General features: G+C 63.4%; 17 protein-coding genes and 1 pseudogene. 8 read left to right on the top strand and 10 right to left on the bottom strand.

Features of this window, described 5'->3' with window-relative positions; all coding sequences use genetic code 11:
• Positions 1-9: 9 nt before the first annotated feature.
• The 4 genes from NLM25_RS03475 to NLM25_RS03460 form a co-directional block, all read right to left on the bottom strand.
• Positions 10-1,128, bottom strand: coding sequence for a 5-methyltetrahydropteroyltriglutamate--homocysteine S-methyltransferase (locus NLM25_RS03475; protein ID WP_254136044.1), 1,119 nt, complete (start codon positions 1,126-1,128; stop codon positions 10-12).
• A gap of 14 nt (positions 1,129-1,142) precedes the next feature.
• Positions 1,143-2,288 carry an ABC transporter substrate-binding protein gene (locus NLM25_RS03470; protein WP_254136043.1) on the bottom strand — a complete coding sequence of 382 codons (1,146 nt, stop codon included), beginning with the start codon at positions 2,286-2,288 and terminating at the stop codon, positions 1,143-1,145.
• 114 nt (positions 2,289-2,402) lie between these two features.
• Positions 2,403-3,509: an aromatic ring-hydroxylating dioxygenase subunit alpha gene (locus NLM25_RS03465; protein WP_254136042.1), complete on the bottom strand. Its 1,107-nt coding sequence runs from the start codon at positions 3,507-3,509 to the stop codon at positions 2,403-2,405.
• Positions 3,510-3,532: 23 nt separating this feature from the next.
• Positions 3,533-4,504 (bottom strand): PDR/VanB family oxidoreductase, encoded by a 972-nt coding sequence (locus NLM25_RS03460; RefSeq protein WP_254136041.1) that lies wholly within the window; start codon positions 4,502-4,504, stop codon positions 3,533-3,535.
• Between the two features lie 159 nt (positions 4,505-4,663).
• Here NLM25_RS03460 and NLM25_RS03455 point away from each other — a divergent pair, with 159 nt between their 5' ends.
• Positions 4,664-5,875: a LysR family transcriptional regulator gene (locus NLM25_RS03455; RefSeq protein WP_254136040.1), complete on the top strand. Its 1,212-nt coding sequence runs from the start codon at positions 4,664-4,666 to the stop codon at positions 5,873-5,875.
• A 109-nt stretch (positions 5,876-5,984) separates the two neighbouring features.
• Here NLM25_RS03455 and NLM25_RS03450 read toward each other — a convergent pair whose 3' ends face one another.
• The 5 genes from NLM25_RS03450 to NLM25_RS03430 all read right to left on the bottom strand — a co-directional run bounded on the left by NLM25_RS03450 (position 5,985) and on the right by NLM25_RS03430 (position 12,708).
• Positions 5,985-6,776, bottom strand: coding sequence for a CarD family transcriptional regulator (locus NLM25_RS03450; protein WP_254115251.1), 792 nt, complete (start codon positions 6,774-6,776; stop codon positions 5,985-5,987).
• A 346-nt stretch (positions 6,777-7,122) separates the two neighbouring features.
• A complete protein-coding gene (gene fdxA / locus NLM25_RS03445) occupies positions 7,123-7,461 on the bottom strand; it encodes a ferredoxin FdxA (protein WP_014490375.1) in 339 nt (112 codons plus the stop codon).
• A 132-nt stretch (positions 7,462-7,593) separates the two neighbouring features.
• A complete protein-coding gene (locus NLM25_RS03440; protein ID WP_309143644.1) occupies positions 7,594-7,851 on the bottom strand; it encodes a S4 domain-containing protein in 258 nt (85 codons plus the stop codon).
• 25 nt (positions 7,852-7,876) lie between these two features.
• Positions 7,877-11,245: a helicase-related protein gene (locus NLM25_RS03435; protein WP_254136038.1), complete on the bottom strand. Its 3,369-nt coding sequence runs from the start codon at positions 11,243-11,245 to the stop codon at positions 7,877-7,879.
• A 677-nt stretch (positions 11,246-11,922) separates the two neighbouring features.
• Complete coding sequence (locus tag NLM25_RS03430; protein WP_254141103.1) at positions 11,923-12,708, bottom strand: DUF3108 domain-containing protein; 786 nt, start codon at positions 12,706-12,708, stop codon at positions 11,923-11,925.
• 605 nt (positions 12,709-13,313) lie between these two features.
• Here NLM25_RS03430 and rpmB point away from each other — a divergent pair.
• From rpmB to ftsZ, 6 genes and pseudogenes are all read left to right on the top strand, one after another.
• On the top strand, positions 13,314-13,619 hold the full coding sequence (rpmB, locus tag NLM25_RS03425; protein WP_254115247.1) for a 50S ribosomal protein L28: 306 nt from the start codon (positions 13,314-13,316) through the stop codon (positions 13,617-13,619).
• A gap of 277 nt (positions 13,620-13,896) precedes the next feature.
• Entirely contained in the window at positions 13,897-14,613 is a 717-nt protein-coding gene (locus tag NLM25_RS03420) for a hypothetical protein (protein ID WP_254136037.1), read from the top strand.
• A gap of 10 nt (positions 14,614-14,623) precedes the next feature.
• Positions 14,624-17,926, top strand: coding sequence for a DEAD/DEAH box helicase (locus tag NLM25_RS03415; protein ID WP_254136036.1), 3,303 nt, complete (start codon positions 14,624-14,626; stop codon positions 17,924-17,926).
• 51 nt (positions 17,927-17,977) lie between these two features.
• Positions 17,978-18,187, top strand: a pseudogene (locus tag NLM25_RS44230) (phospholipase effector Tle1 domain-containing protein); the annotation flags it as partial.
• 117 nt (positions 18,188-18,304) lie between these two features.
• Positions 18,305-18,853 carry a hypothetical protein gene (locus NLM25_RS03405; RefSeq protein ID WP_254136035.1) on the top strand — a complete coding sequence of 183 codons (549 nt, stop codon included), beginning with the start codon at positions 18,305-18,307 and terminating at the stop codon, positions 18,851-18,853.
• 50 nt (positions 18,854-18,903) lie between these two features.
• Positions 18,904-20,163, top strand: a complete 1,260-nt coding sequence (gene ftsZ / locus NLM25_RS03400; protein WP_254136034.1) for a cell division protein FtsZ — start codon at positions 18,904-18,906, stop codon at positions 20,161-20,163.
• A 266-nt stretch (positions 20,164-20,429) separates the two neighbouring features.
• On the opposite strand, the gene NLM25_RS03395 is transcribed toward ftsZ, so the two are convergent.
• A complete protein-coding gene (locus tag NLM25_RS03395; RefSeq protein ID WP_254136033.1) occupies positions 20,430-21,089 on the bottom strand; it encodes a hypothetical protein in 660 nt (219 codons plus the stop codon).
• A gap of 461 nt (positions 21,090-21,550) precedes the next feature.
• Here NLM25_RS03395 and NLM25_RS43860 point away from each other — a divergent pair, with 461 nt between their 5' ends.
• Positions 21,551-21,685, top strand: coding sequence for a hypothetical protein (locus NLM25_RS43860; RefSeq protein WP_256565378.1), 135 nt, complete (start codon positions 21,551-21,553; stop codon positions 21,683-21,685).
• Positions 21,686-21,907: the final 222 nt, after the last annotated feature.

Here is a 21,907-nt window from a genome sequence, read left to right as displayed (position 1 = left end):
TTCGCCCCCTTACGCCGCGTCCCAATACTCCCTTGCCGTCTGCACCACCAACGCCAGCTTGGCGCGCTGGTCGGCTTCGGTGATCAGATTGCCTTCGACCACGCTGGCGAAGCCGCATTGCGGACTGAGCGCGAGGAACGACGGATCGATCAGCCTGGCGGCCTCATCCAGCCGCCGCTTCAGGGCATCCTTGTCCTCGAGCCGGGCATGCTTGGTCGTAACCAGGCCGAGCACGACCTGCTTGCTTTTCGGCATGAAACGAAGCGGCGCGAACGAGCCGCTTCGTTCATCGTCATATTCGAGCAGGAAGCGATCGACGTTGAGCAGCGCAAAGCAGGTATCGGCGAGCCCTTCATACGTGCCCTCCGCCAGCCAGGTGCTGCGCGCGTTACCGCGGCAGATATGGATGCCGATCGTCGTCGCCGCAGAGCGCTCCGCGATGCAGTCGTTGATCAGGCGGATGTAGCGCCGCAGCCGCGTATCGGGATCATCGCCGTCGGTGACGATTTCGGCCCGCAGATGGGGATCGAGAAAGTAGCTGAGCAGGGGATCGTCGATCTGGATGTAGCGGCAGCCGGCCGCTTCCAGCGCGGCGATCTCGCGGCGGTAGACCGCTGCAACATCGGCGAAGAAGGCCTCGATATCTGGATAGACTTCGATCGAGACCGACTTGCGGCCGCCATGAAAGTGCAGCCGTGTCGGCGACGGCACCGCGATCTTGGCGATGGCCCTGGCGTTCTTCCGGACGAAGCGGAAGTCGTCGACCAGGATCGGTCCGGCCGCGCCGACCCGCCCCGAGACCCGCACCGATTTCGGCACGTATCGCGGCGCCTCATTGGTTGCAAACGCCGTCCCGCCGCCAGCGACGATCTCGACGCCTTCGAGCTTGCGGACGAAATCGATCCACCAGTTTTCGCGCCGGAACTCCCCGTCGGTGACGACGGGGAGCCCGATCCCCTCCTGATAGGCGATGACATCGGCGATCGCCTGATCCTCGATCTCATGCAGCGCAGCCGCATCGATCTCGCCGAGATCGAAACGTCGGCGCGCGGCATGGAGACCGTCCGGACGGAGCAAGCTGCCGACGGTGTCGGCGCGGACCGGGGCGTTCAGGGAGACGTTCGTCATGGGACCTCGGTCGATCATTTCGATTCCGACGCTCCATGCGCCGGGTCTTTCACGTTCGGAAAGGTCTCGAACTCCATGTTGTAGAGTTCGCCGTCGTGACGCTCGACCTTCCGCATGTAGATGTTCTGGATGATGTCGCGCGTTGCGGGATCGATCGAAATCGGTCCGCGCGGGCTGTTCCAGCTCTGCCCTTTCATCGCGGCGAGGAGAGCGTCACCATTGGTGTCGCCCTTGGTCGCCTCCACGGCACGATAGATGAGCTCGAGCGCGTCCCACGCACCGACAGCGACGACGTTCGGGCGCATGCCGGGATTGGCGGCCTTGAACTGCGCGACGAACGCCTTGTTCTCGGGCGAATCGTGGCTTGCCGAATAGGGGCCGCCGGTGATGGCGCCGAGGGCGGCATCGCCCATGTTGTTGAGGAGATCGTCGTCGGTGAGGTCGGACATCGCGACCAGCTTCATCCCGGCCTTGTCGAGGCCGCGCTCGACGAACTGCTTCATGAAGTTGCCGCCAGCACCGGTCGGAACGAACACGAAGAGAGCTTCCGGCTTGGCATCGGCCGCGCGCTGGAGGAACGGCGCGAAGTCGGGATTGGCGAGCGGGACCTTGAGCTTTTCGATCACGCGGCCGCCATGCGCCTCGACGGTCTTGGCGAACCATTCTTCGGCATCGAGGCCCGGACCGTATTCGGAGACGATGCTCACAAAGGTCTTCGGGCCCGATTTCGGTGCCCACTGGCCGATGACGCTGGCGATCTGCGGGATCGATTGCGAGGTGCGCACGACATAGGGCGACTTCTCGACGATCGACGACGTCGCGGCGACCATGATCACCTGCGGCACCTTGGCCTTGGCGGCAAACGCAGCGGCCGAGAGCGCGGCAGGCGTGTTGCCGAACCCGGTCAGGATCGCGACGCGGTCCTGCGCAATCAGCTCCTGGGCGAACCTGTTGGCGTTGTCAGGCGCGCCGCGATCGTCGCGGAGGATGAACTCGATCTTGCGGCCAGCGACGGTGTCGCCCTTCTCCTTGGTGTAGGCCTTGATCGCCGCTTCGATCTGCTTACCGTTCGACTGGAACGGTCCGGTCATCGGGATGATCACGCCGATCTTGACGGGATCCGCGGCATGAGCCGCCGCGGCCATTCCCAGAGTCGCCATTGCAGCGATGCTCCAGGACTTCAATTTCCTCTTCAGTTTCTTCTTCAATTGCTTCCTCACTTGTCCCTCCCTTGCAGTGTTGTTTTTTGTCATCGGAACGCGGCTGCGCTACGCTCAGCGCGCTTCCTTCGCCGACAGGCGATACATGATGCGGCGGGCCATCAGGCCCGGCTTGTCGGGCGCAAAGCTCAGGTCGAACTGCGCTTCGCCATCGGTTCGCACCACCTCGTTGATCCATTCGAGCGCCTCGACATCCTCGTGATAGGCCTGCGAATGCGCCTCGAACATGAACTTGTCGATCTCGGGGTCGCCGGGGCGATAGTCGCGCGAGTTGAACCACCAGTAGTGGATCGAATTGTTGGTCTCCGGCGTGAAGACGTGAGTGATGTTGTAGCGATAGAGCGAGGGCTGCCCCGGATCGGGCGCGCCATCGCGCACGCTGGCAAAGGCGGTGTGCAGCGCCGGCGAGACGAAGCGCGCCTCGGACGCGCGGTCGACCCGCTTGTGCATGATGTCGGCCGGCTTGCCGTAGACGCCCGGCGGCGGCGCATCCTTCAATTCGCGGCGGATCACGACCTGGTTATTCTCCGTGGAGACGCTGAGCTTCGAACGCGCATATTCCGGCGTGCCCACCGTGCCCGGATGCAGGAACGGAAAGTGGGTCTGGTCGATGAGGTTTTCGTGCATCGCCACGTAGTCGGACTTGATGTGGAAGCTGCCGGTCACGGTGCCCCACGCGGGATCGCTGAGCCACGACGTGTCAGGGATCAACGCCTCGTCGGCGAGATCGGGCGCGCCCATCCAGATCCAGGTCAGGGGACCGCGATCCACGATCGGGTAGGTCTGGACGGTCGCGGTCGCAGGCGCCTGCGTGAGCGCGGGCATGTGCGCACAGACGCCGTCGGGTCCGAACTCCATGCCATGATAACCGCAGACCAGACGATCGCCGACCAGCTTGCCGCGTGCGAGCGGAAACGACCGGTGCGGGCAGCGATTGCGCATCGCGACGGGCGCGCCGGCTGCGGTCCGGAACAATGCCACGTCAATGCCGAGCAGCTTTCGGGCCAGCGGCGTGCGGCCGATCTCGCCCGCACGCGCGCAGGCGTACCAGCAATTGCGGATCAGGGGCGTGGCATGGTTGGCGAAGTCGCCGGGCTCTCGCGGCTCCATCGCGGCGAAGACGGCCTCATCGGTCGGTCGGGACAGGTCGATCGTATCCATCGGCTTTCAACCTTCCTTGGGGGCTAGACGTTGAGCGCCAGCGCGCGGCCAGTGATCCGCGAGCAGCAGATCGCGATCTGCCTGTTCGCGCGGTGCTCCTCGTCGCTGAAATAGCGGTCGCGATGGTCGAGCTCGCCGTCACAAGCCGCGACGTCGGTGACGCAGAGACCGCATTCGCCGCGCCGGCAGCTCGACAAGGTATCGACGCCGGCACGCTCGAGCGCGTCGAGGATGGTCGTTCCGGCACCGACCTTGACGCGGCGGCCGGTGGATAGCCGCACCTCGAAGTCACCGTCATCGGGCCTGTGGGCGGCGTTGAACACTTCGAAGCGGACGCGCTCCTTGCGCCAGCCGAGGGCGGAGGCAGCTTCGCGCAGCGCCTCGATCATCGCTACGGGGCCGCAGACATAGACGACGGTCTCGGCAGGTTGGCCGGACAGCAGCCTGACGAGATCGGGAATGCCGTCGCGGTTGCTTTCATGAAGGCTCAACCGATCGCCGCACAGGCCTTGCAGCTCGTCGACGTAAGCCATCGTGGAGCAATCCTGCCCGGCGTAAAACATCGAGAAGTCGACGTTCCGCAGCCGCAGCGAACGCGCCATCGCGAGCATGGGCGTGACGCCGATGCCGCCGGCGACCAACAGCGTGCCCGCCTGATGGCGCGCCAGCCGGAAGGCGTTGATCGGACGAGAGAGCGTCAATGCCGTGCCGGCGCGGAAAGTGTCGTGAATGTATGCGGAGCCGCGCGCGCGATTCTCCCGCTGCACGGCGATGCGCCAGAACGGCTCGGGCTCATCGCGAAGCGTGAGCGGACCGACGATGGAGTAGTGCCGGACGAAACGATGCTCACCGCCGCCGAAATGCAGCTCGATATGGCTGCCGGATTCGGCCATCGGCAAAGGGCGGCCGTCCGCGCGCCCGATGCAGAACTCGGCGATGCGGCCGGTCAGCGCGCGTCGCGCCAGCACGACGGCATCGATACCCTTGCCGGCCATGAGACCTCCCGCGCAACGCCGGTACGCCGGTGTCGCGATGATTATGGTCTCTAGCTAGCAGGATCGTGCAGGGCGCCATTATGCAGGTTTTGAAATAGACCTTGCAAAATGTGAATATTATGCCGAGCGTAGCGACGCCCCGGCCTTCACGACGCATCCATGAAACGGACACCCCTCCTCACGATCAAGCAGGTGCGCGTCATCAGCGCGGTGGCGAGCTACGCCAGCCTTGCGCGCGCGAGCGAACAGCTGAACGCGAGCCAGAGCAGCCTGTCGCGTTCGATCGCGGAGGTCGAAGGCAGACTGCACCAGCAGCTGTTCGCGCGCGGCTGGACCGGCATGGAGCCGACCTCGCAGGGCGAGATCGTCATCGCGCGCTGCCGCCACATGATGTCGAGCATCCAGGCCGCACAGGAGGCGCTCAAGGCCTCCGGCGCCCGCATTGTCGATCTCGGCCATCACCTCGCCTGGGAATTGCTCAGCGCCGTCGGCGCGATCAGGAAGACCGGCAGCGTGTCGGCCGCCGCCGAATATCTCGAGCGGTCACAGCCCGACATCAGCCGTGCGCTCGCCAAAATCGCCGCGGCAACAGGCCGGCCGCCGTTCGAACGTACGCGCGCGGGCATGAAGGCGACCGGCGACGCCGTCATCCTGGCCGACCTACACACAAAGCTGCTGATGGACGTGATGACGCTGCCGGAGCAGCTGGAGGCGTTGTCCGGCAAGGTGACGGGCCGCGTCGCCGTCGGCCTGTTGCCGTTCTCTGAGCAGGACGTCGTGGTTAAAGTGTTCGGCGAGATGCTGAGCCGTCACCGGCACGTCCGGCTCCAGGCCGTCACCGGCAGTTACGCCGCCTTGATCGATGGCCTGCGGCAGGGCGAGCTGGATTTCGTCATCGGCCCGCTGCGCGAACCGCCGCCTTACGACGTGCTCGAAGAGCGGCATCTCTTCGACGAATTCTTCGCCGTGATCGCGCGCGCGGATCACCGCCTGGCAAAAGGCCGCCGCAAGCTGAAGGATCTCGTCGGCGAGAACTGGGTCGTCGCCCCGCACGGCACGCCGACGCGCCGCTATTTCGAGGAGCTCCTGATCGGACAGGGACTGGTGCCGCCATCGCAGACCTGCGAGATCGTCACCTTCGCGCTCGCCGAGCAGATGGTCATGAACAGCGACGTGGTCGCCCTGCTGACCTATTCGCCCGCGAAGCTGAAGACCCTCGCGAAGGGACTGAAGGCGCTCGCCGTCGAGCTTCCCGCCAACGCGCGCGCGATCGGCCTGACGTATCGGAGGGACCAGCCGCTGACGGCCGCGCAGCAGACCTTCCTCGAAATGCTCGGCCGGAAAGCGGGAAAGCTTGCGCGCGCCATATGACGTGGCCCGCGGGGGTTCCGCGACAAGCCGACCGCCGCCGCGCGCGTCAAACAAAAAGCCCGGCCTTTCGGCCGGGCTTTTGATTGGTTGCGATCGACGCGAGAGGCGCTTAGGCGGCCTCGTCGGCGACGGTGGTGTCGTCGCCATCGGTATCGCCGTCGGCATCCGTCTCGCCCTCGCCATCGGCGGCTTCCGCCTTGGCGTTGGTGCGGCGCGGGCTCTTGGCGAGCTGGGCCTCGATCTCCTTGACCGCTTCGGTCTCGGTCGAGTGCTGCACGACCGCGATCTCGCGGGACAGACGATCGAGTGCCGCTTCATAGAGCTGGCGTTCGCTGTATGACTGCTCCGGCTGCGATTCCGAGCGGTAGAGATCGCGCACGACTTCCGCGATCGCGACGATGTCGCCCGAATTGATCTTTGCTTCGTATTCCTGGGCGCGGCGCGACCACATGGTGCGCTTGACGCGGGCGCGGCCCTTCAGCGTCTCCAGCGCCTTCTTCACCAGCGCGGGCTCGGACAGCTTGCGCATGCCGACGTTGGCGACCTTGGCGGTCGGCACGCGCAGCGTCATCTTGTCCTTGATGAAGTTGATGACGAACAGCTCGAGCTTCGCACCGGCGATCTCCTGCTCCTCGATGGCCAGGATCTGGCCAACGCCGTGAGCGGGATAGACGACGAATTCGTTGGCCTTGAAGCCCTGGCGCTGGGTCACGACCTTCTTTTCCTCGACCTTCGGCGCAGGCGCAGCGGCCTTCACAGCCGGCTTGGCAACCACAGGAGCCTTGGCAGGAGCAGCAGCAACAGGGGCCTTCGGCGCGGCGGGCTTGGCAGCAGGAGCCTTGGCAGCAGCAGGCTTGGCAACGGTCGCTTTCGCGGCCGGTTTGGCAGTCTTGTTAGGCATTGCGCTTCTTTTGTTCTTCGAGGACTTTGCAGCCGGCGCCTTCGTCGCGGTCCGACCCTTGGATGCGCTACGGCTGGCCGCGGCGACTTTTTTGGCCTCCTTATGGGAAGCCCTCGCTGAAGTACTCTTTTTACGCGTTTTCTGTGACACAGCCTGCGCGCGGAAACTGCCACGCCCCTGTTTCGACATTTGGTTTCACGGGAACCCAACGGGGCCAACTGGGCTGACTGGGTTCAGCTTAATGTGCCCAATATAGCACATTTCCCGCAAAAATCAATGATTTAGGGGTCTTGAGGGCTGGTTTTCGGCGTTGACGAAGGTATTAGGGTTAAGTTTGCGCCGGAATTTAGTCACCGGAGCCGGGGTTCGGAGAAAAATATTTCTCGAACTTGCCTTCCTGACCGTCGAATTCCTTCGCGTCCGGGGGTGATTCTTTCTTCTGCGTGATGTTCGGCCAGCTCTTGGCGTAGTCAGCGTTGACCTGGAGCCACTTTTCGAGGCCCGGTTCCGTGTCCGGCTTGATGGCGTCGGCGGGGCATTCCGGCTCGCACACGCCGCAGTCGATGCATTCGTCAGGATGGATGACGAGCATGTTGTCGCCCTCGTAGAAACAGTCGACCGGGCAGACCTCGACGCAGTCGGTGTACTTGCACTTGATGCAGTTTTCAGTGACGACGTAAGTCATCCAACGCTCCGAAAAGCTCTTTTAAAAGTCGCGGCTTGCGTAGCGCGGATGGCCCGGCGCCGCAAGGTCGGGAACGGCCGATCATGACGGCTTTATGTGTTTGATCGACCAAGAAATGAATTCAATGCGCAATTAATTGCGCTTCGCTTCATTCATTTCCTCGTAGAGCACGCGGGCCGAGGCGGCGTCGCCGCGGCGCTCGTTGAAGGCGGTGACTTTCAGCACCCGCACGGTGCGATCGAGCGCGATGGTGATGACGTCACCGATCTTGATCGCATGGCCCGGCGACTTTTCGCGCTCACCGTTGACGCGGACGTGGCCGGTGACGACGAGCTCGGCCGCGGAGGTACGCGCCTTCACCACCCGCGCGTGCCAGAGCCATTTGTCGATGCGCTGCCGCTCGGTGGTCGTGGGATCACTCCTTGCGGCCGGACAGCTGCTCTTTCAGCGCGGCGAGCTTAGCGAAGGGCGAGTTCGGATCGGCGGGGCGATCACGCTCGCGCGGGTTCGCGCTCGATGCGTAGGGACGCAGCGACGGCCCGCCCTGGCGGTCACGGCCCTTGTCGCGGTCGCGGCCACGATTGTCGCGGCCCTTGTCGCGATCACCGCCGAACTTGCCCTTGTTGTCGCGGTTGCGATCGCGATCCTTGTTGTCGCGATCCTTGCCCTGAAAACTGCGGTTCCTGTCGTCGCGACGCTCGCCGCCCTCGCCACCTTCGCGCGGCTTGCGGAAGTCTCTGCCACCATCTCTGCGACCGCCGCCATGACGATGGCGCTCGCCGCGCTTCTCGCCATCGGCGGCCTGCGCTGCTTCGCCTTCCGCGGGCGCGGCGGCGGCTTCGGCACCGGCCTGCGGGCGCTGGCCGTGGTGACGCTGATGACGATGACGCTCGTGGCGCGGCTTGCGGTCCTCGTGACGGCCACCGGGACGCCAGACCTCGACGAGCTCGGGCTCGGCCGGCGCAGCGGCAGTCTCGGGCGCGGCGGCATCGGGCGATGCGGCGGCTTCCGTCGCGGCGGCCTCGGCGGGCGCGGCCTCGGCAGCCTCGACGGGCGCAGCAGGCTCTTCCGCCGGCGGCGCGATGCCGGGGGCATCTTCCGGCGTGACGGGCGCTTCAGGAGACGCTTCGAGCGCCGGCTCTTCCTGCGCTCCCTCGTCGTGCTGCTCCATGCCGGGCGCATCTTCGACGGTCACAGGCTCGCCGGCGGCTTCGATGGCCGTCTCTGCAGAGGCAGCGGCCTCCTCGGCCGCAGGCGTCTCAGAAGAAACTTCAGCAGCCGGCGTCTCGGCAGCGGCAGGCGCCGCGGGCTTCACCGGCAGCGGCGGACGCTTGTCCATGCGATAGCCGAGCGCGCGCAGCACCGAGGCAAAATCTTCGCCGGCCGAGCCGGTGAGCGAGGTCATCGCCTGCGTCACCACAAAACTGCGGCCATCGAACGCGCCGGCAGGCTTCTCGCCGGGCGAGTTCTCGCGCCAGGCCAGCGCCGGCCGGATCAGGTCGGCCAGGCGCTCCAGAATATCGACGCGCACGGCGCGCTCGCCGGCCTGCTTGTAGCCGAGCACGCGATAGGCATCGCGCGGCAGCTGCTTGTCGACCGGGAACGAGGTGCGGCCCGAAGAGGCCAGATGCTGCGCGCCCGACAGCGACGACAGATCGACATTGTCCTGCTTCAGCGCCCACAGCAGCGCGGCCAGCGCACGCCCGGCGGGCTTCAACAGGCCGGGGAAATAGATGTGATAGGCACCGAAGCGGACGCCGTATTTGCGCAGGACCGCGCGCGAGGGCTGGTCGAGATCCTTCAGCTCGTTGGCGATCTTCGGACGCTCGAGCACGCCCAGCGCCTCGACGAGCTGATAGGCGATGCCGCGGGCAATGCCGGTGACGTCCTCGGCCTTCGACAGCTCGAACATCGGCCCGAGCAGCCTCTCGATATGCGTCTTGAGCCAGAGCTCGAGCCGGGCCTGCACCTTCTCACGGGGGCTACCTGTCAGGCGCTCGTCCGAGATGATGCGGATGCGCGGATGCAGCGCGTCCTCCGCGGCAGACAGGCGCGCCACGGCGTCGCCGGTCCAGCGGATGGTGCCCTCCGAGGTCAGCACGAACTGATCGTCCGGCGCATTGCCCAGTTTCTCGGCGCGCGCGTTGATCTCGCCGGCGAGCACCGCTTGCGCTGCAGCCTGCAAGGCTTTCGCGTCGGAGCCGGCTTCCGCCGCATCCGGTGCAAAGGTGAAGCCGTCGAGGCGGCCGATGACATGGCCTTCGACGATGACTTCGCCGGTCTTGCCGATTTCCGTATTCAAGCTCGTGTTCTCCCGCAGGCGGCGCATCAATACACTGGTCCGGCGATCAACGAAACGCTCAGTCAAGCGTTCGTGGAGCGCATCCGATAATTTATTTTCGACCTCCCGCGCGATCCCCTGCCAGCGTTCGGGGTCTTTCAGCCAGTCCGGGCGGTTGGCGACGAAGGTCCAGGTGCGGATCTGCGCGATCCGGGCCGACAGCGTGTCGATGTCGCCGTCGATGCGGTCGGCCTGGTCGACCTGGGCGGCAAACCAGGCATCGGGAATGCATCCCTTCTGCATCAGGAAGCCGTAGAGCGTGGTGACGAGCTCGGCATGGGCGGCCGGCGACAGCTTTCGGTAATCCGGGACCTGGCAGGCCTCCCAGAGGCGCTCCACCGCCGCCTTGCCATGCGCGACGTCGCGCACCTCGACGTCGCGGGCGGCGTGGTCGAGCACGCGCATGTCCTCGGCGATCGGCGCGCGCGTCAGCGCCTCATGGCCGGGGGCGAGGTTCAGGGACACCTGGAGCGCGCCGAGCGAGGAGAAATCCAGCTTCGAATTGCGCCATTGCAGCATCTTCACGGGGTCGAAGGTGTGGTTCTGGAGCGCGTTGACCAGCTCGGGCTCGAACGGCGCGCAGCGGCCCGTCGTCCCGAAGGTGCCGTTGCGCGTGGCGCGGCCGGCGCGGCCGGCGATCTGCGCGAACTCGGACGGCGTCAGGCGGCGGAACTGGTAGCCGTCGAACTTGCGGTCGGAGGCAAAGGCGACATGGTCGACGTCGAGATTGAGGCCCATGCCGACGGCGTCGGTGGCGACGAGGTAATCGACATCGCCGTTCTGGAACATCTCGACCTGCGCGTTCCGTGTGCGCGGCGACAGCGATCCCAGCACCACGGCGGCGCCGCCATGCTGGCGGCGGATCAGCTCGGCGATGGCGTAGACCTCGTCGGCGGAGAAGGCGACGATGGCGGTGCGGCGCGGCTGGCGCGTGATCTTGCGATCGCCGGCAAATTCCAGCTGCGACAGGCGCGGCCGCGTGATCATGGACACGCCGGGCAAGAGCCGCTCGATGATCGGGCGCATCGTGGCGGCGCCCAAGAGCAGCGTCTCGTCGCGGCCGCGGCGGTTGAGGATGCGATCGGTGAAGACGTGGCCGCGCTCCAGATCAGATGCGATCTGGACCTCGTCGACGGCCAGGAACGAGACGTCGAGGTCGCGCGGCATCGCCTCGACGGTGGAGACCCAGTAGCGCGGCGATTTCGGCTTGATCTTCTCCTCGCCGGTCACGAGCGCGACGGCTTCGCTGCCGACCCGCGCGGCGATCTTGTTGTAGACCTCGCGCGCGAGCAGCCGCAGCGGCAGCCCGATCATCCCCGAGGGATGCGCCAGCATCCGCTCGATGGCGAGATGGGTCTTGCCGGTGTTGGTCGGCCCGAGCACCGCAGTGACGCCAGCGCCAGGCGCGCGCTCGGAAGCGAAGGGGGAGGAAGAGAAGGCCATGTCTGGGGATTAGGTAGTGGCGATTTGGGCGAATGTCAGTGCTGTCTGGGGCGTTGCGGGGGCTGGATCTGCTCCTCATCCTGAGGAGCGCGTCAGCGCGTCTCGAAGGATGAAGGCCCGGCTGGTGCAGCCGAGCAAGCCAAGCCCCTCGCCCTTCGAGACGGCCGCTGATGCGGCCTCCTCAGGGTGAGGGGCACACCGAGTGGGTGGGAGCACGTCCCCCAAACCTCGCGCAACTGTCTCACTTTGCGACGCTTTTCCCGTTGGCCTTAAGCTTCGGAACGACTCTAGAACGAATCGCGGCCGAATCGCTGACTCCCCGTTGAGTCCCGTTCCGTTCACGCAACATGTCGCGGGGCTCGTATTATTTGTGCACTAGATGGAGTTTTGCCCTGCCGCACAAGCGGCGTTTCGATGACCGGTTCCTTAAAATTGGGGACGGCGCGGAGTCGAATCAGAATCGGGGTGGAGTCAAATGGATTCCCGGTCCCCGACCCCCAAACTCATATTCGTGAAAACAACCCCATGCACAGTAGGCAAGTTATTGAATTTGCTTGACTTATTTTTCGGCCTTTGAGGCGGGTCGTAGCCCTCATGAGCGAAGCGACATGCGGGGCTTCTCTCGCGGTCGCAGTCCCGGATATCGCTTCGCTCATCCGGGCTACGGCCGCAGGGCTTTACTGCGTCTTCGCGACCCGCGGCGGCTGGGGGGAGGTGATGAAGCTGGTCGCTTCCAGCATCGCCGGCCCCAAGGGCGTCGGCACTTTCAGCCAGAACGGAACCAGGATGCGGGTGCCGGCCACGGGGGCGAACGCGATCTCGATGTTGCGCTGGGCGGCGAGGTATTTGATCACGGGGCGGTCGGGGATGTAGCCGGCCACAGGCACGAAATAGAGCGAGCAGACCACGACCGGGCCCTTGTACCCCTTCTCCGCCTTCACCGTCTCCATGCGCTTGAAATCGAGCTTGAGGTCGTAGCGCATGCGGCCGTCGAACACCGGGGCGGCGTTGTGGCAGGCATCCGGCGTCACGGGATCGCCTGTGCCGGGCACGCGCAGCAGCGAGGCCGTCATCGGATCCCAGACGCCGCGGCGATGCGCGTCGGTGACGACGATGCGGTCGGCATCGACCGGCGGCTCCGGCACGATGCCGAACTCCTTCACATTGCCCTTGTCGAGCGTGATGCGGATCTCTTCGGTCTTCTTCGAGGTGGTGGTGGAGGCCTGGTAGCCGGTCGCGACCAGCGCGCCGTTGACGACGCGCCCCTGCGAGGCGCCGGTGCCGGACCCGCCCGCGAACGATTTCAGCAGCCCCGTGGTGCCGCCTGAGGCCGCGGCCGCGAACACGTCGTCGCCGATGTCGATGTTCCAGGCGCCCTTGCCGACGGGAATGCCGGCCAGCGTCGCCTCATACTGCGCCTCGAGCTTGCCCTGCGCCGCCACGGGATCCGCCCCCCAGGCCATGACCAGCCCGCAAAGGGCCGCGAAGGCCAGCCGGCCGGCGGAGTGCCGCCGGGGCAGATGTCGAAAAGATGTGAGCACGAAACAATCCAATCGGGGCGCGAACGGTTGTTACTTAAGCCAAAAACTGGGTCAAACAATGAGTCCGGGCGTGAGCTTTGCGGAACTCCACCGGACTATTCGTGTGCGAATACGCCCTTTATGTGATGGTAAGGCGCGCTAATCATTGCCGTTTTTGTGATCGGGATGGGTCAGGAGAGCGCACCTCCCTCCGCCTCCTCCGCCGTCATGCCCCGGCTTGACCGGGGCATCCAGTACGCCGCGGCCCCTCTGGTCATCGCAGGCGCCTCGGCGTACTGGATCGCCCGGTCCCGGCTCCGCCAAGGCTACGCCGGGCCCACGGGGGCGCTCGGCCGCCGAAGCTTCGGCGAAGGCGGCGAGCCGGGCGATGACACCTGCCGTGGGGCAAGAAACCTGCCCAAAACCTTGACTACCCGCCCCTTCCCCCCTATACGTCCGCCCGCTCCCTGCAAGGACAGAGAATTAGCCCCCGTGGCGCCCAGAATGGCGGCCGCAACCCGTTGGGGGACAGGACAAGGATTTTAGAGATGTCTCGCCGCTGCGAACTGACGGCCAAGGGCCCCCTCGTCGGCCACAAGGTCAGCCACTCCAACATCAAGACCAAGCGCCGCTTCCTGCCGAACCTCGTCAACGTGACGTTCATGAGCGAAGCCCTGGAGCGCAACGTGCGCCTGCGCGTCTCGACCAACGCGGTCAAGAGCGTCGACCACAATGGCGGCCTCGATGCCTTCCTGCTCAAGGCCAAGGCCGACTTGCTGTCGCCGCGCGCCCTCGAGCTGAAGCGAGCCATCCAGAAGAAGGTCGGCGACGCGCCGGTCAAGAAGGCCAGCTAATCCAATTTTGAAATCGCGCGGGGGCTAGGTTGCGTCGCGTGGCGTAGGCTTAGCCAGTCAAGTTTTGCGTTGACGGCCGGATCGGAAGATCCGGCCGTTTTTGTTTTTTGAGCACAAGATCGTTTGGATATCCTGTCTTTTCGGTCGAGCAACGAGGGAAACGAGTATAAGGTTGCCTGCAACTACCATTTGCATCCAAAGATATTCTCTCGTTTGAATGACAATTGTGCTCACGAATTTTCTTGATGGAAGCCTCTGTCGAGGATGTTCCTGGGCAGTGCAGGACGAAACCGAGCTCGCCGAACGTATTGCTCGTGTTGCTCTTGGTCAGTCTCGCCACGTCGCCAAGATCCTTGCCGGTCTAAATAACTCTCCCCCACCAAGCACGAAAGCCGCGCAAGCAGCTGCGATCAAACTACTGACGGTGCCTGAGGGGAAAGAGACATGGCACCGCGATGGCTGGATATTTCAAACGATGTCATGGCTCGTAGCTACGCAGGCGAGCCCATCATCGCTCACAAGGGCGCCGCACATGATCCTCGCCCACAAGGGATTCGACGGCTTGCAGCTCGAAATCGATCAGACTACCGGCCGTGTTTCGACAGCAGTGATCTTCGAGGATAAGGCAACGAGCAATCCACGCCAAACGATCACCGGCGAGGTATGGCCGGAATTTAAACTTCTCGAATCTGGTGATCGCGAGAATGTTTTAACGGCTGACGTAAGTGCATTGCTTTGTACGAGGCCAGATGTTGACCCCGACAAAGCGATCGAGAACATCATCTGGAAGCAAGTTCGCCACTATCGTCTCAGCATTACTGTCGGAAGCCAAGACTTCACATCGGATGAAGGGCGGAAGCAGCTCTTTAAAGGGTATGATGACATCGCCATAGGAGATGTAACGCGACGTCGCGGTGAGATTTTTTACGTAGAGAAATTGCGGCCTTGGATGAAGGCGTTAGCAGGCAAGACCATTTCGTTCTTAAGCTCGTAGGAATTGGAGAGTGTTTGATCCGGATACAGTAGCGGTAATCGCGCAAGCCCCTCCCCTGGAAGGGCTCGACCTTGCGCGTCTCCCTCAGACATTCACTGAGGTATATGCCGAGATCGTTGCTGCTCGCATTCAAATCCGCCAAGCTGGCACGGGGCAACAACTGCCCGAGAGCGTCCGCGACTCTGTTCTTTACATGAAGCGGCTCGCCTCTGCGGAGGAAGCTTTTGTCGCTGTCTCCCCTTTGCGAGAGGATCGTTCGGCCGCTGCCTTCGTAGCTGGATCGGCCCATCATGCCTGTATGCTAGCAGAGCTAGTCGGCTCCGTCGAAAGCCCTCGGCCCAGCTATCTTTCGCTTGATTCCATCTCTCCTGATGTCTCCGCCGCACTGTTGTTCTTGGTTGCTGAGGCAAGCACAGATGCTGCCGAGATCGCCAAGCGCATTCGACCTGCGGAAAATGCAAGTCTCATCGAAGCGCGGCTTCTAAACTCCATTTCTGATCTAGCAACCGGACGTCTAAGCTCAATTATCAACCGACCGATACCATCCGTCGCAGCAGTTGGTTCCGCCGACGCCGGCACAGTAGGGACTAATGCTCTTTACCTCATGATTTTGAGAGGTGTGTACGCACTCGCTGGAGAGATGCTCGGCGAGTCAACGGATTTGCTCGGAGCAAGCGCCTCTCAGATATTCGAGAACGCAATCTCTCTTTCAAAAGAACGCATCGAAGGAATTGGCTCTCCCGACGGCGAGGCCTCCTACAACATTTTCCCCGGGCCTCACCATCTCGCCAAGCTACTGCAGGCCGTCGCGCGGGACTTTCCTGCCTCAGCGCTCGTGGCTGTTCCTCCGCCGGATGGAATCCTCTCGTCCCGGTGGGAGGATCTAACGAAGCAAATGGCGAAACAGCGACCATATGTTTGGCGCAACCATCGTGAAGCTATAGCCCAAGGCTATCTAGAAACGGGCATATCGGCGGTGGTCAGCTTTCCTACCGGCGGAGGGAAGTCGAAGCTGGCCGAGCTCAAGATAGCGGCGTCACTCTTGCGCGGTGTAAAAGTAATCTTCTTGGTACCAACACTCGCACTGGTGGACCAGACGGCTACAGCGCTGAGCAAGACCTTCCCCCAAGCTCAAGTTCAGCGCGAATTGGTGGAAGAATTGATCTTCTCACCGGGCATTGTCGAGCCACTTCCGAGCATCAGCGTCCTGACTCCGGAACGATGTCTTGCAATGCTCAGCTTCAGTCGGGATGTTTTCGAAGATGTTGGCCTCATCGTTTTCGACGAATGCCATCTACTTCATCCGCGCAACATCGACACGAGCCGTCGGAGCATTGATGCGATGCTCTGTTTTCTCAATCTGAGTGCGATTGCGGATACGGCCGACATTCTGCTTCTGTCAGCGATGATGAAGAATACGCACGAAATCGCGGATTGGCTGCATGAAATCACGGGCCGTTCCTGTTTAGCGTTAGACATAAAGTGGAAGCCCACTCGCCAAGTGCGCGGGTGCGTGGTTTACGCATCAGAAGCGTTGAATGACCTTCGTGCAAAGCTCGCAGAGACGAGAAGAAGCGTAAAAAACAAGAGCGTACCCGCCGCACTCAAGCGAAACCTCAAGGCGCTACCATTCGGCTTTTTCTGTCTGCGTCAAACGTGGGTATCCAAGGCGCGCAATGACTACGCGTTGCTCCCGCTTCTCCGGGAAGAAGTGAATTTATCCACCGGCAATCGCCATGATGGAGGTTGGTATCTTACCCCCAACGGGAACCAAGTCAGCGCGGCTATTGGCGCTGCAACAAGCGCCACGGGGCTTAAGACACTAATTTTTGCACAGACAATTCCCCTTTGCAAAAGCACCTGCAATGCAGTTAATGAAGCAGCAGGAGATAAGGCAATTCGCCTTACGGAGACGGAGCGGTCGCTCTATCAAGCTGCGGAGGAAGAGGCAGGAGGTGCGGAGCACCTTTATATACGTGTATCGCAAAACGAGACACTTCTCGATGCGAGCGCATGCCATCACGGGCTTCTCATTCCGCCCGAACGACACTTGCATGAGGAGCTATTTCGTCGCGCGGATGGAATTAGCGCGTTGGTTGCAACATCAACGCTCGCTCAGGGAATGAACCTGCCAAGTGAGGTGGTGATAATTGCCGGCGACAGTCGATTTGACCCAGATGCCAATCGACTTGAGCAGTTGGATGCGCATGAACTTCTGAATGCTGCGGGTAGAGCGGGTCGGGCTGGAGAAGCCTCTCAGGGGCTGGTCTTGATAGTTCCCAGCAAGGTCGTGGACTTTCAAAGCAAGACGAATCAGATTCATAGTCATTGGTCGGATTTGCAAGCCATCTTCTCTCAGAGCGATCAGTGCTTACAGATCGATGATCCTTTCGCTGCGCTCTTGGATCAAGTACATGCGGCGAGCGAGCCAATATCCGCTTCGGCAAAATACTTCCTTGGTCGTCTGCCGAAGGGATCCGGGCCCGATCCCGATGAGCCAGCGTCGCATCTCATCGCACGCTCATTCGCGGCATTTCGTGCGCGGCGCAGCCATGACACGCAATGGATTAAGAGTCGTACAGAGGCCGCGATCCGCTTGCGCAATGCCGATCCCGACATCACAAATACTTGGATCGATGAGATTGCTGCTGCTTCTGGCATACCGGCTCGACTTTTGACGGGCCTAGTCCATCACCTAATCGCCAGCGCAATCGCGAGGGCATTGCCTCAAACGACCGCAGCTTGGAGAACATGGCTGTTCACGTGGCTACGGAATAACCCCAGCTCAATTCCGCAGTTGATGCGACCCGAGAGCCTTGAGGGAATGTTTGGAGCCCCCTACAAGCGCCTCAAAAATGACGATGACAGAGGCATTTTTGCCCTCTCGGTCTTTGAGCTAATGCTCCCCGCATGGATGAATGGTGAGACTCTAGCAACACTAGAGAAAATCGCAGGAACGCCAATCGCCAAGATCGGAAAGTGCGAGCGTGCTCGTGAGTTCGTATTACGTATAGTGCCTGAGCTTTCCTACCTTCACGGCATATTAGCCCAACTCTACACGGCCCTGTTCCCAACCGAGCTAGTCGTTCCGATAAACTTAGCCACCCTAGGAACGGCAGTAAGGGAGGGGCTTGATAGTCCTGAAAAAGTGGCACTACGACAGATGCGTTCACGTCGCCCAAATCGAATCGCGATCCACCGTGAGTATCAGGGACTTGCCAAGCTTATGCCGGCGGCGGGTCTCAACGAGACGCTCTCTGACGTAATTGTTCGTGTCGAAAGCGCTGTTAGTGTGCGCGACGTTCTCGGGTAATTGGCTCATTCTTGCATTTTCCGCCATGCTGGCCCCGATAGCATTACCGGGATGGGGCTGATCTGTGGAGCACGAGCGCACCACCGACCACAAATCCTCACCGAAAACCTCGTCATCTGCTGTGACGGCACTTGCAACGAGATCTCTGAGAACATCTCCAACGTCCCGAAGCTCCATCGCTGCCTGCGCAAGACGGACAGGACGTATCCCGCGCGGCAGATGGCGTCCAGCGACCCCGGGGCCAGCACGGTGCCGCCACCCGTAAACAACACCCCTCGCACGTTAACCGTCCGTTAACCAACGCAGCCTAGCTTCGACTCATCGTCCAGCCACCATTAGCCCGAAATGCCTTCCCGGTTCGCTCCAGGAGAAGCGCCGATGTGCGTTGCGTTGTTGACGTATGCCGATCTCAGTACCCGCCTCGATATCTCGCGCGAGGCCGCGCGTTCGTTGGCCAGGCGACGCGGCTGGCCGCGCTCGCGTTCGGATGACGGCAAGGCCCTGGTGAGCGTTGATCTCTCCGAACTCCGCTACACGCCCCGCCCGCGGCGTCGCCGCCAGGCAGGCCAGGTGGATGCCCCCATCGCTGGGATCGAGCCGGTCGAGATCGATGCCTCCATGGCTGAGATCGAGGCCATCAAGATCGAGGCATTCAAGGCGGAGATCGCGCGGCTCGAAGCTGTTGCAGCCGGCTATCGGGCGGTTTTCGAGCGCGAGCACGAGCGCGCCGATCGCCTCGCCGCCGAACTGCTGCAGGCGGCCGCCGAGACCAAGGCCGCCAATGCATGGGCGGCACGGCTGGAAGACGAAGTGGCGGCGCTGCGGACCGGCCGGCAGGCCGGCGGCTCGGTCGCGGGACAGGCGGCGCATCGATTGGGGCGTCTGGCCGCTTCCATCGTGCAAGCAGACCGCGCTGCCAGCAGGTAGCGCTCGAACCTTTCTCTATCCCGGCGCGCCGGAGCAACCGCGAGGACAGAATGACTGGCACTACAGATATTCGCGAGATGAAGGCGCGCATCGTCGTGTTCGGGGTCGGCGGCGCCGGCGGCAATGCCGTCAACAACATGATCACGGCCGGGCTGGAAGGGGTCGACTTCGTCGTCGCCAACACCGACGCGCAGGCGCTTGCGATGTCGAAGGCGCCGCGCCTCATCCAGCTGGGCACCCAGGTGACCGCAGGCCTCGGCGCCGGCTCGCAACCCGAACTGGGACGCGCCGCGGCCGAGGAGGCGATCGACACGATCCGCGAACATCTGGTCGGCGCGCACATGGTGTTCGTGACGGCCGGCATGGGCGGCGGCACCGGCACCGGGGCCGCCCCCATCATCGCCAGGACCGCGCGGGAGCTCGGCATCCTCACGATCGGCGTGGTCACCAAGCCGTTCTACTTCGAGGGCCAGCGCCGCATGCGCTTTGCCGAAGCCGGCATCGAGGAGCTGCTGAAGACGGTCGACACGCTTCTGATCATCCCGAACCAGAACCTGTTCCGGGTCGCCAGCAACAAGACCACGTTCGCCGATGCCTTTGCCCTTGCCGACCAGGTGCTTTATTCGGGCGTCGCCTGCATCAGCGACCTCATCGTCAAGGAAGGCCTGATCAACCTCGATTTTGCCGACGTGCTCTCCGTGATGCGCGAGAAGGGCAAGGCCATGATGGGACGGGGCGAGGCGTCCGGCGAGAAACGCGTGCTCGCAGCCGCCGTGGCCGCAATTTCCAATCCGCTGATCGAGAACCCCTCGATCAAGCGTGCCAGCGGCCTCATCATCTCCATCACCGGCGGCCGGGATCTCATGCTGTTCGAGGTCGACGAAGCCGCCACCCGCATTCGCGACGAGGCCGACCCGGACGCCAACATCATCGTCGGCGCGTCGTTCGACGAAAGCCTCGAAGGCATCGTCCGCGTCTCGGTGGTGGCGACCGGCATCGACAATGTCGACCCGGCGCTGCAGACGCCAGTGGCGGAAACCTCGCTCACGCAGCTCGCCGGCAAGCTGCGCAACGACAGCCGCCGCATCGCCGATCGCATCGAGCGCAGTGCGCCGCTTCCGCAGGTGGACAGCCCGCCGCTTCGCCCGGCGGCCGGCGGGCCCGCAGGCCAACCGGCAAGGCCGAATCCGGACTATGCGCGCCAGGCTGCTGCCCAGCCGCTCGATCCCTACGGCCGCTCGGCTCCGCGCAACGTGGCCGACGAAAGCCTGCTCGATATCCCGGCCTTCCTGCGCCGCGCCGCCAACTGAGCGGATCGCGAGAGGGCACGCGGTGCGCCCTCTCTCCCGCTTGCGGGTAGGGCTATCGCATATGACGTCATGGCGGGAGCCTGAGCGAGCGCCTCGTCCTTCGAGACGACCGCTTTGCGGTCTCCTCAGGATGAGGCTAGGCGGCATCTTTGCCTGTAGAAATTGCTGCTAAGCACTCCGCCCTCATCCTGAGGGCCCGCCGTTAGGCGGGCGTCTCGAAGGATGGCCGCAGGCGACCTTCTTGAGGAGCGCAGCGCGCCGCTGATTCACGCAGCCGTGCTGCGCGGGCTCTCCGCCGGTTCCTTCTTTTCCGGCTCCTTGTCGCGAGACAGCCAGGCCGGGAAACGGAGCAGGCGATCGTTGGTGTCCTTCGGCAGTTCCACGGCCGGTACGAAGGCCCCCTCATCCGCCGAAGCCTGGATTTCAGGTGCAGCGTGGCCGGCTCGCACCGCATCCGCGCGCTGATCCAGCTCGCGCAACAGGGGATCGATGACGTTGTCGATCTCGGCCGCCACCGACACCAGGAAGCTGTTGAGCTCGCGGGCCTCGGGCACGACGGCCGAAGCATGCTGGATCGCCTTGCAGAGACCATCGACGACGGGTGTAAACGCGCTTCCGGCCTGCTTGATTCGGGTCTTTATGGCTTCGATTTCGCCGAGGACGCGTTCGCGCTCCCGCCTGGTCTTCTCTTCCGAAAGGCGGGTTTCGATTTCGGCGATCTGAGCCGTCAGGGTCGCAGCTTCGGATGCAAGAGCATCGCGTCGTCCGCGCGCACGATCGAGATCGCGACTGAGATTGTCCACTAAGTCGTCCTTTCCGAACATGGCATGGCTCCGTAGGACGGCCGATTTGGCCTGTAGGACGGCCCTGGCGCGAACAGCCAGCCTCGCAGCCGAAGCAATGGCTGGTTCGGCCGAAGCAGGCATCAGCTTCGTTCGCGTCAGATGGGCCGACATGGTGACCCCCAATCGTCCTCATTAGGCGACGGCATGGTTAACAAGTGGTTAATGTCCACAGCCGATGCAGCAAATGGAACCGCGGATGCGACCCGCGCAGGCGGATGAACCGGGCTTCGCGCTCGTCGGGCCTGGCGCGCCGGCCACGCTCGTGCGCCTCGTTTTAGCCCTCGCCATCGGCGCGGTGCAGGCGTACGCTCGATCGCGTCACCGCTTGGAGTTGCGGCATCGACCGGTGACCGAGGGCTGCGCGCGCTCCCGCCACGCACAGGCAGGCGCGAATCACGCCCCGGTTTTGCTCCGGCGGATCGCGCCGCCGATGATCGTTCCGCCGTTTCTTCTGCTTCTCGTACGCTTGCCCGTTCCGGCCGGAGCCGCACGCGCGATGGTCGGACGAGCCCGATGAACTCAGGACATCAGAGGAGAGCGACATGGCCAAGGGACAGCAACGCAGCAACCGCGAGATCAAGAAACCGAAGAAGGACAAGGCCAAGGCGATCGCCGCGGCCCCGAGCCGCAAGGAGGCCAACTGGCAGCCGGAGATCGGTCAGGGAAAGAAGAAGTAGGGGGCGGATAGAAGCGGCGCGCGCTGCCTTCCCTTCTCCCCTTGTGGGAGAAGGTGCCTTGCCGAAGGCAAGGCGGATGAGGGGTTGTTTCCCGGAATTCTCACGCGAGAGATTCACGCGTGGAGAGAGCCCCCTCACCCGTCTCAATCGCGCGGAGCGCGATTGATCCCCCCTCTCCCACAAGGGGAGAGGGGAAGCACCCCCACCGTCTCTTCCCCGTCG

It is taken from the genome of Bradyrhizobium sp. CCGB01, assembly GCF_024199795.1.
Lineage (GTDB): Bacteria > Pseudomonadota > Alphaproteobacteria > Rhizobiales > Xanthobacteraceae > Bradyrhizobium.
Note: the sequence above shows the minus strand (reverse complement) of the source record. Positions and strands in the feature narration are given on the sequence as shown.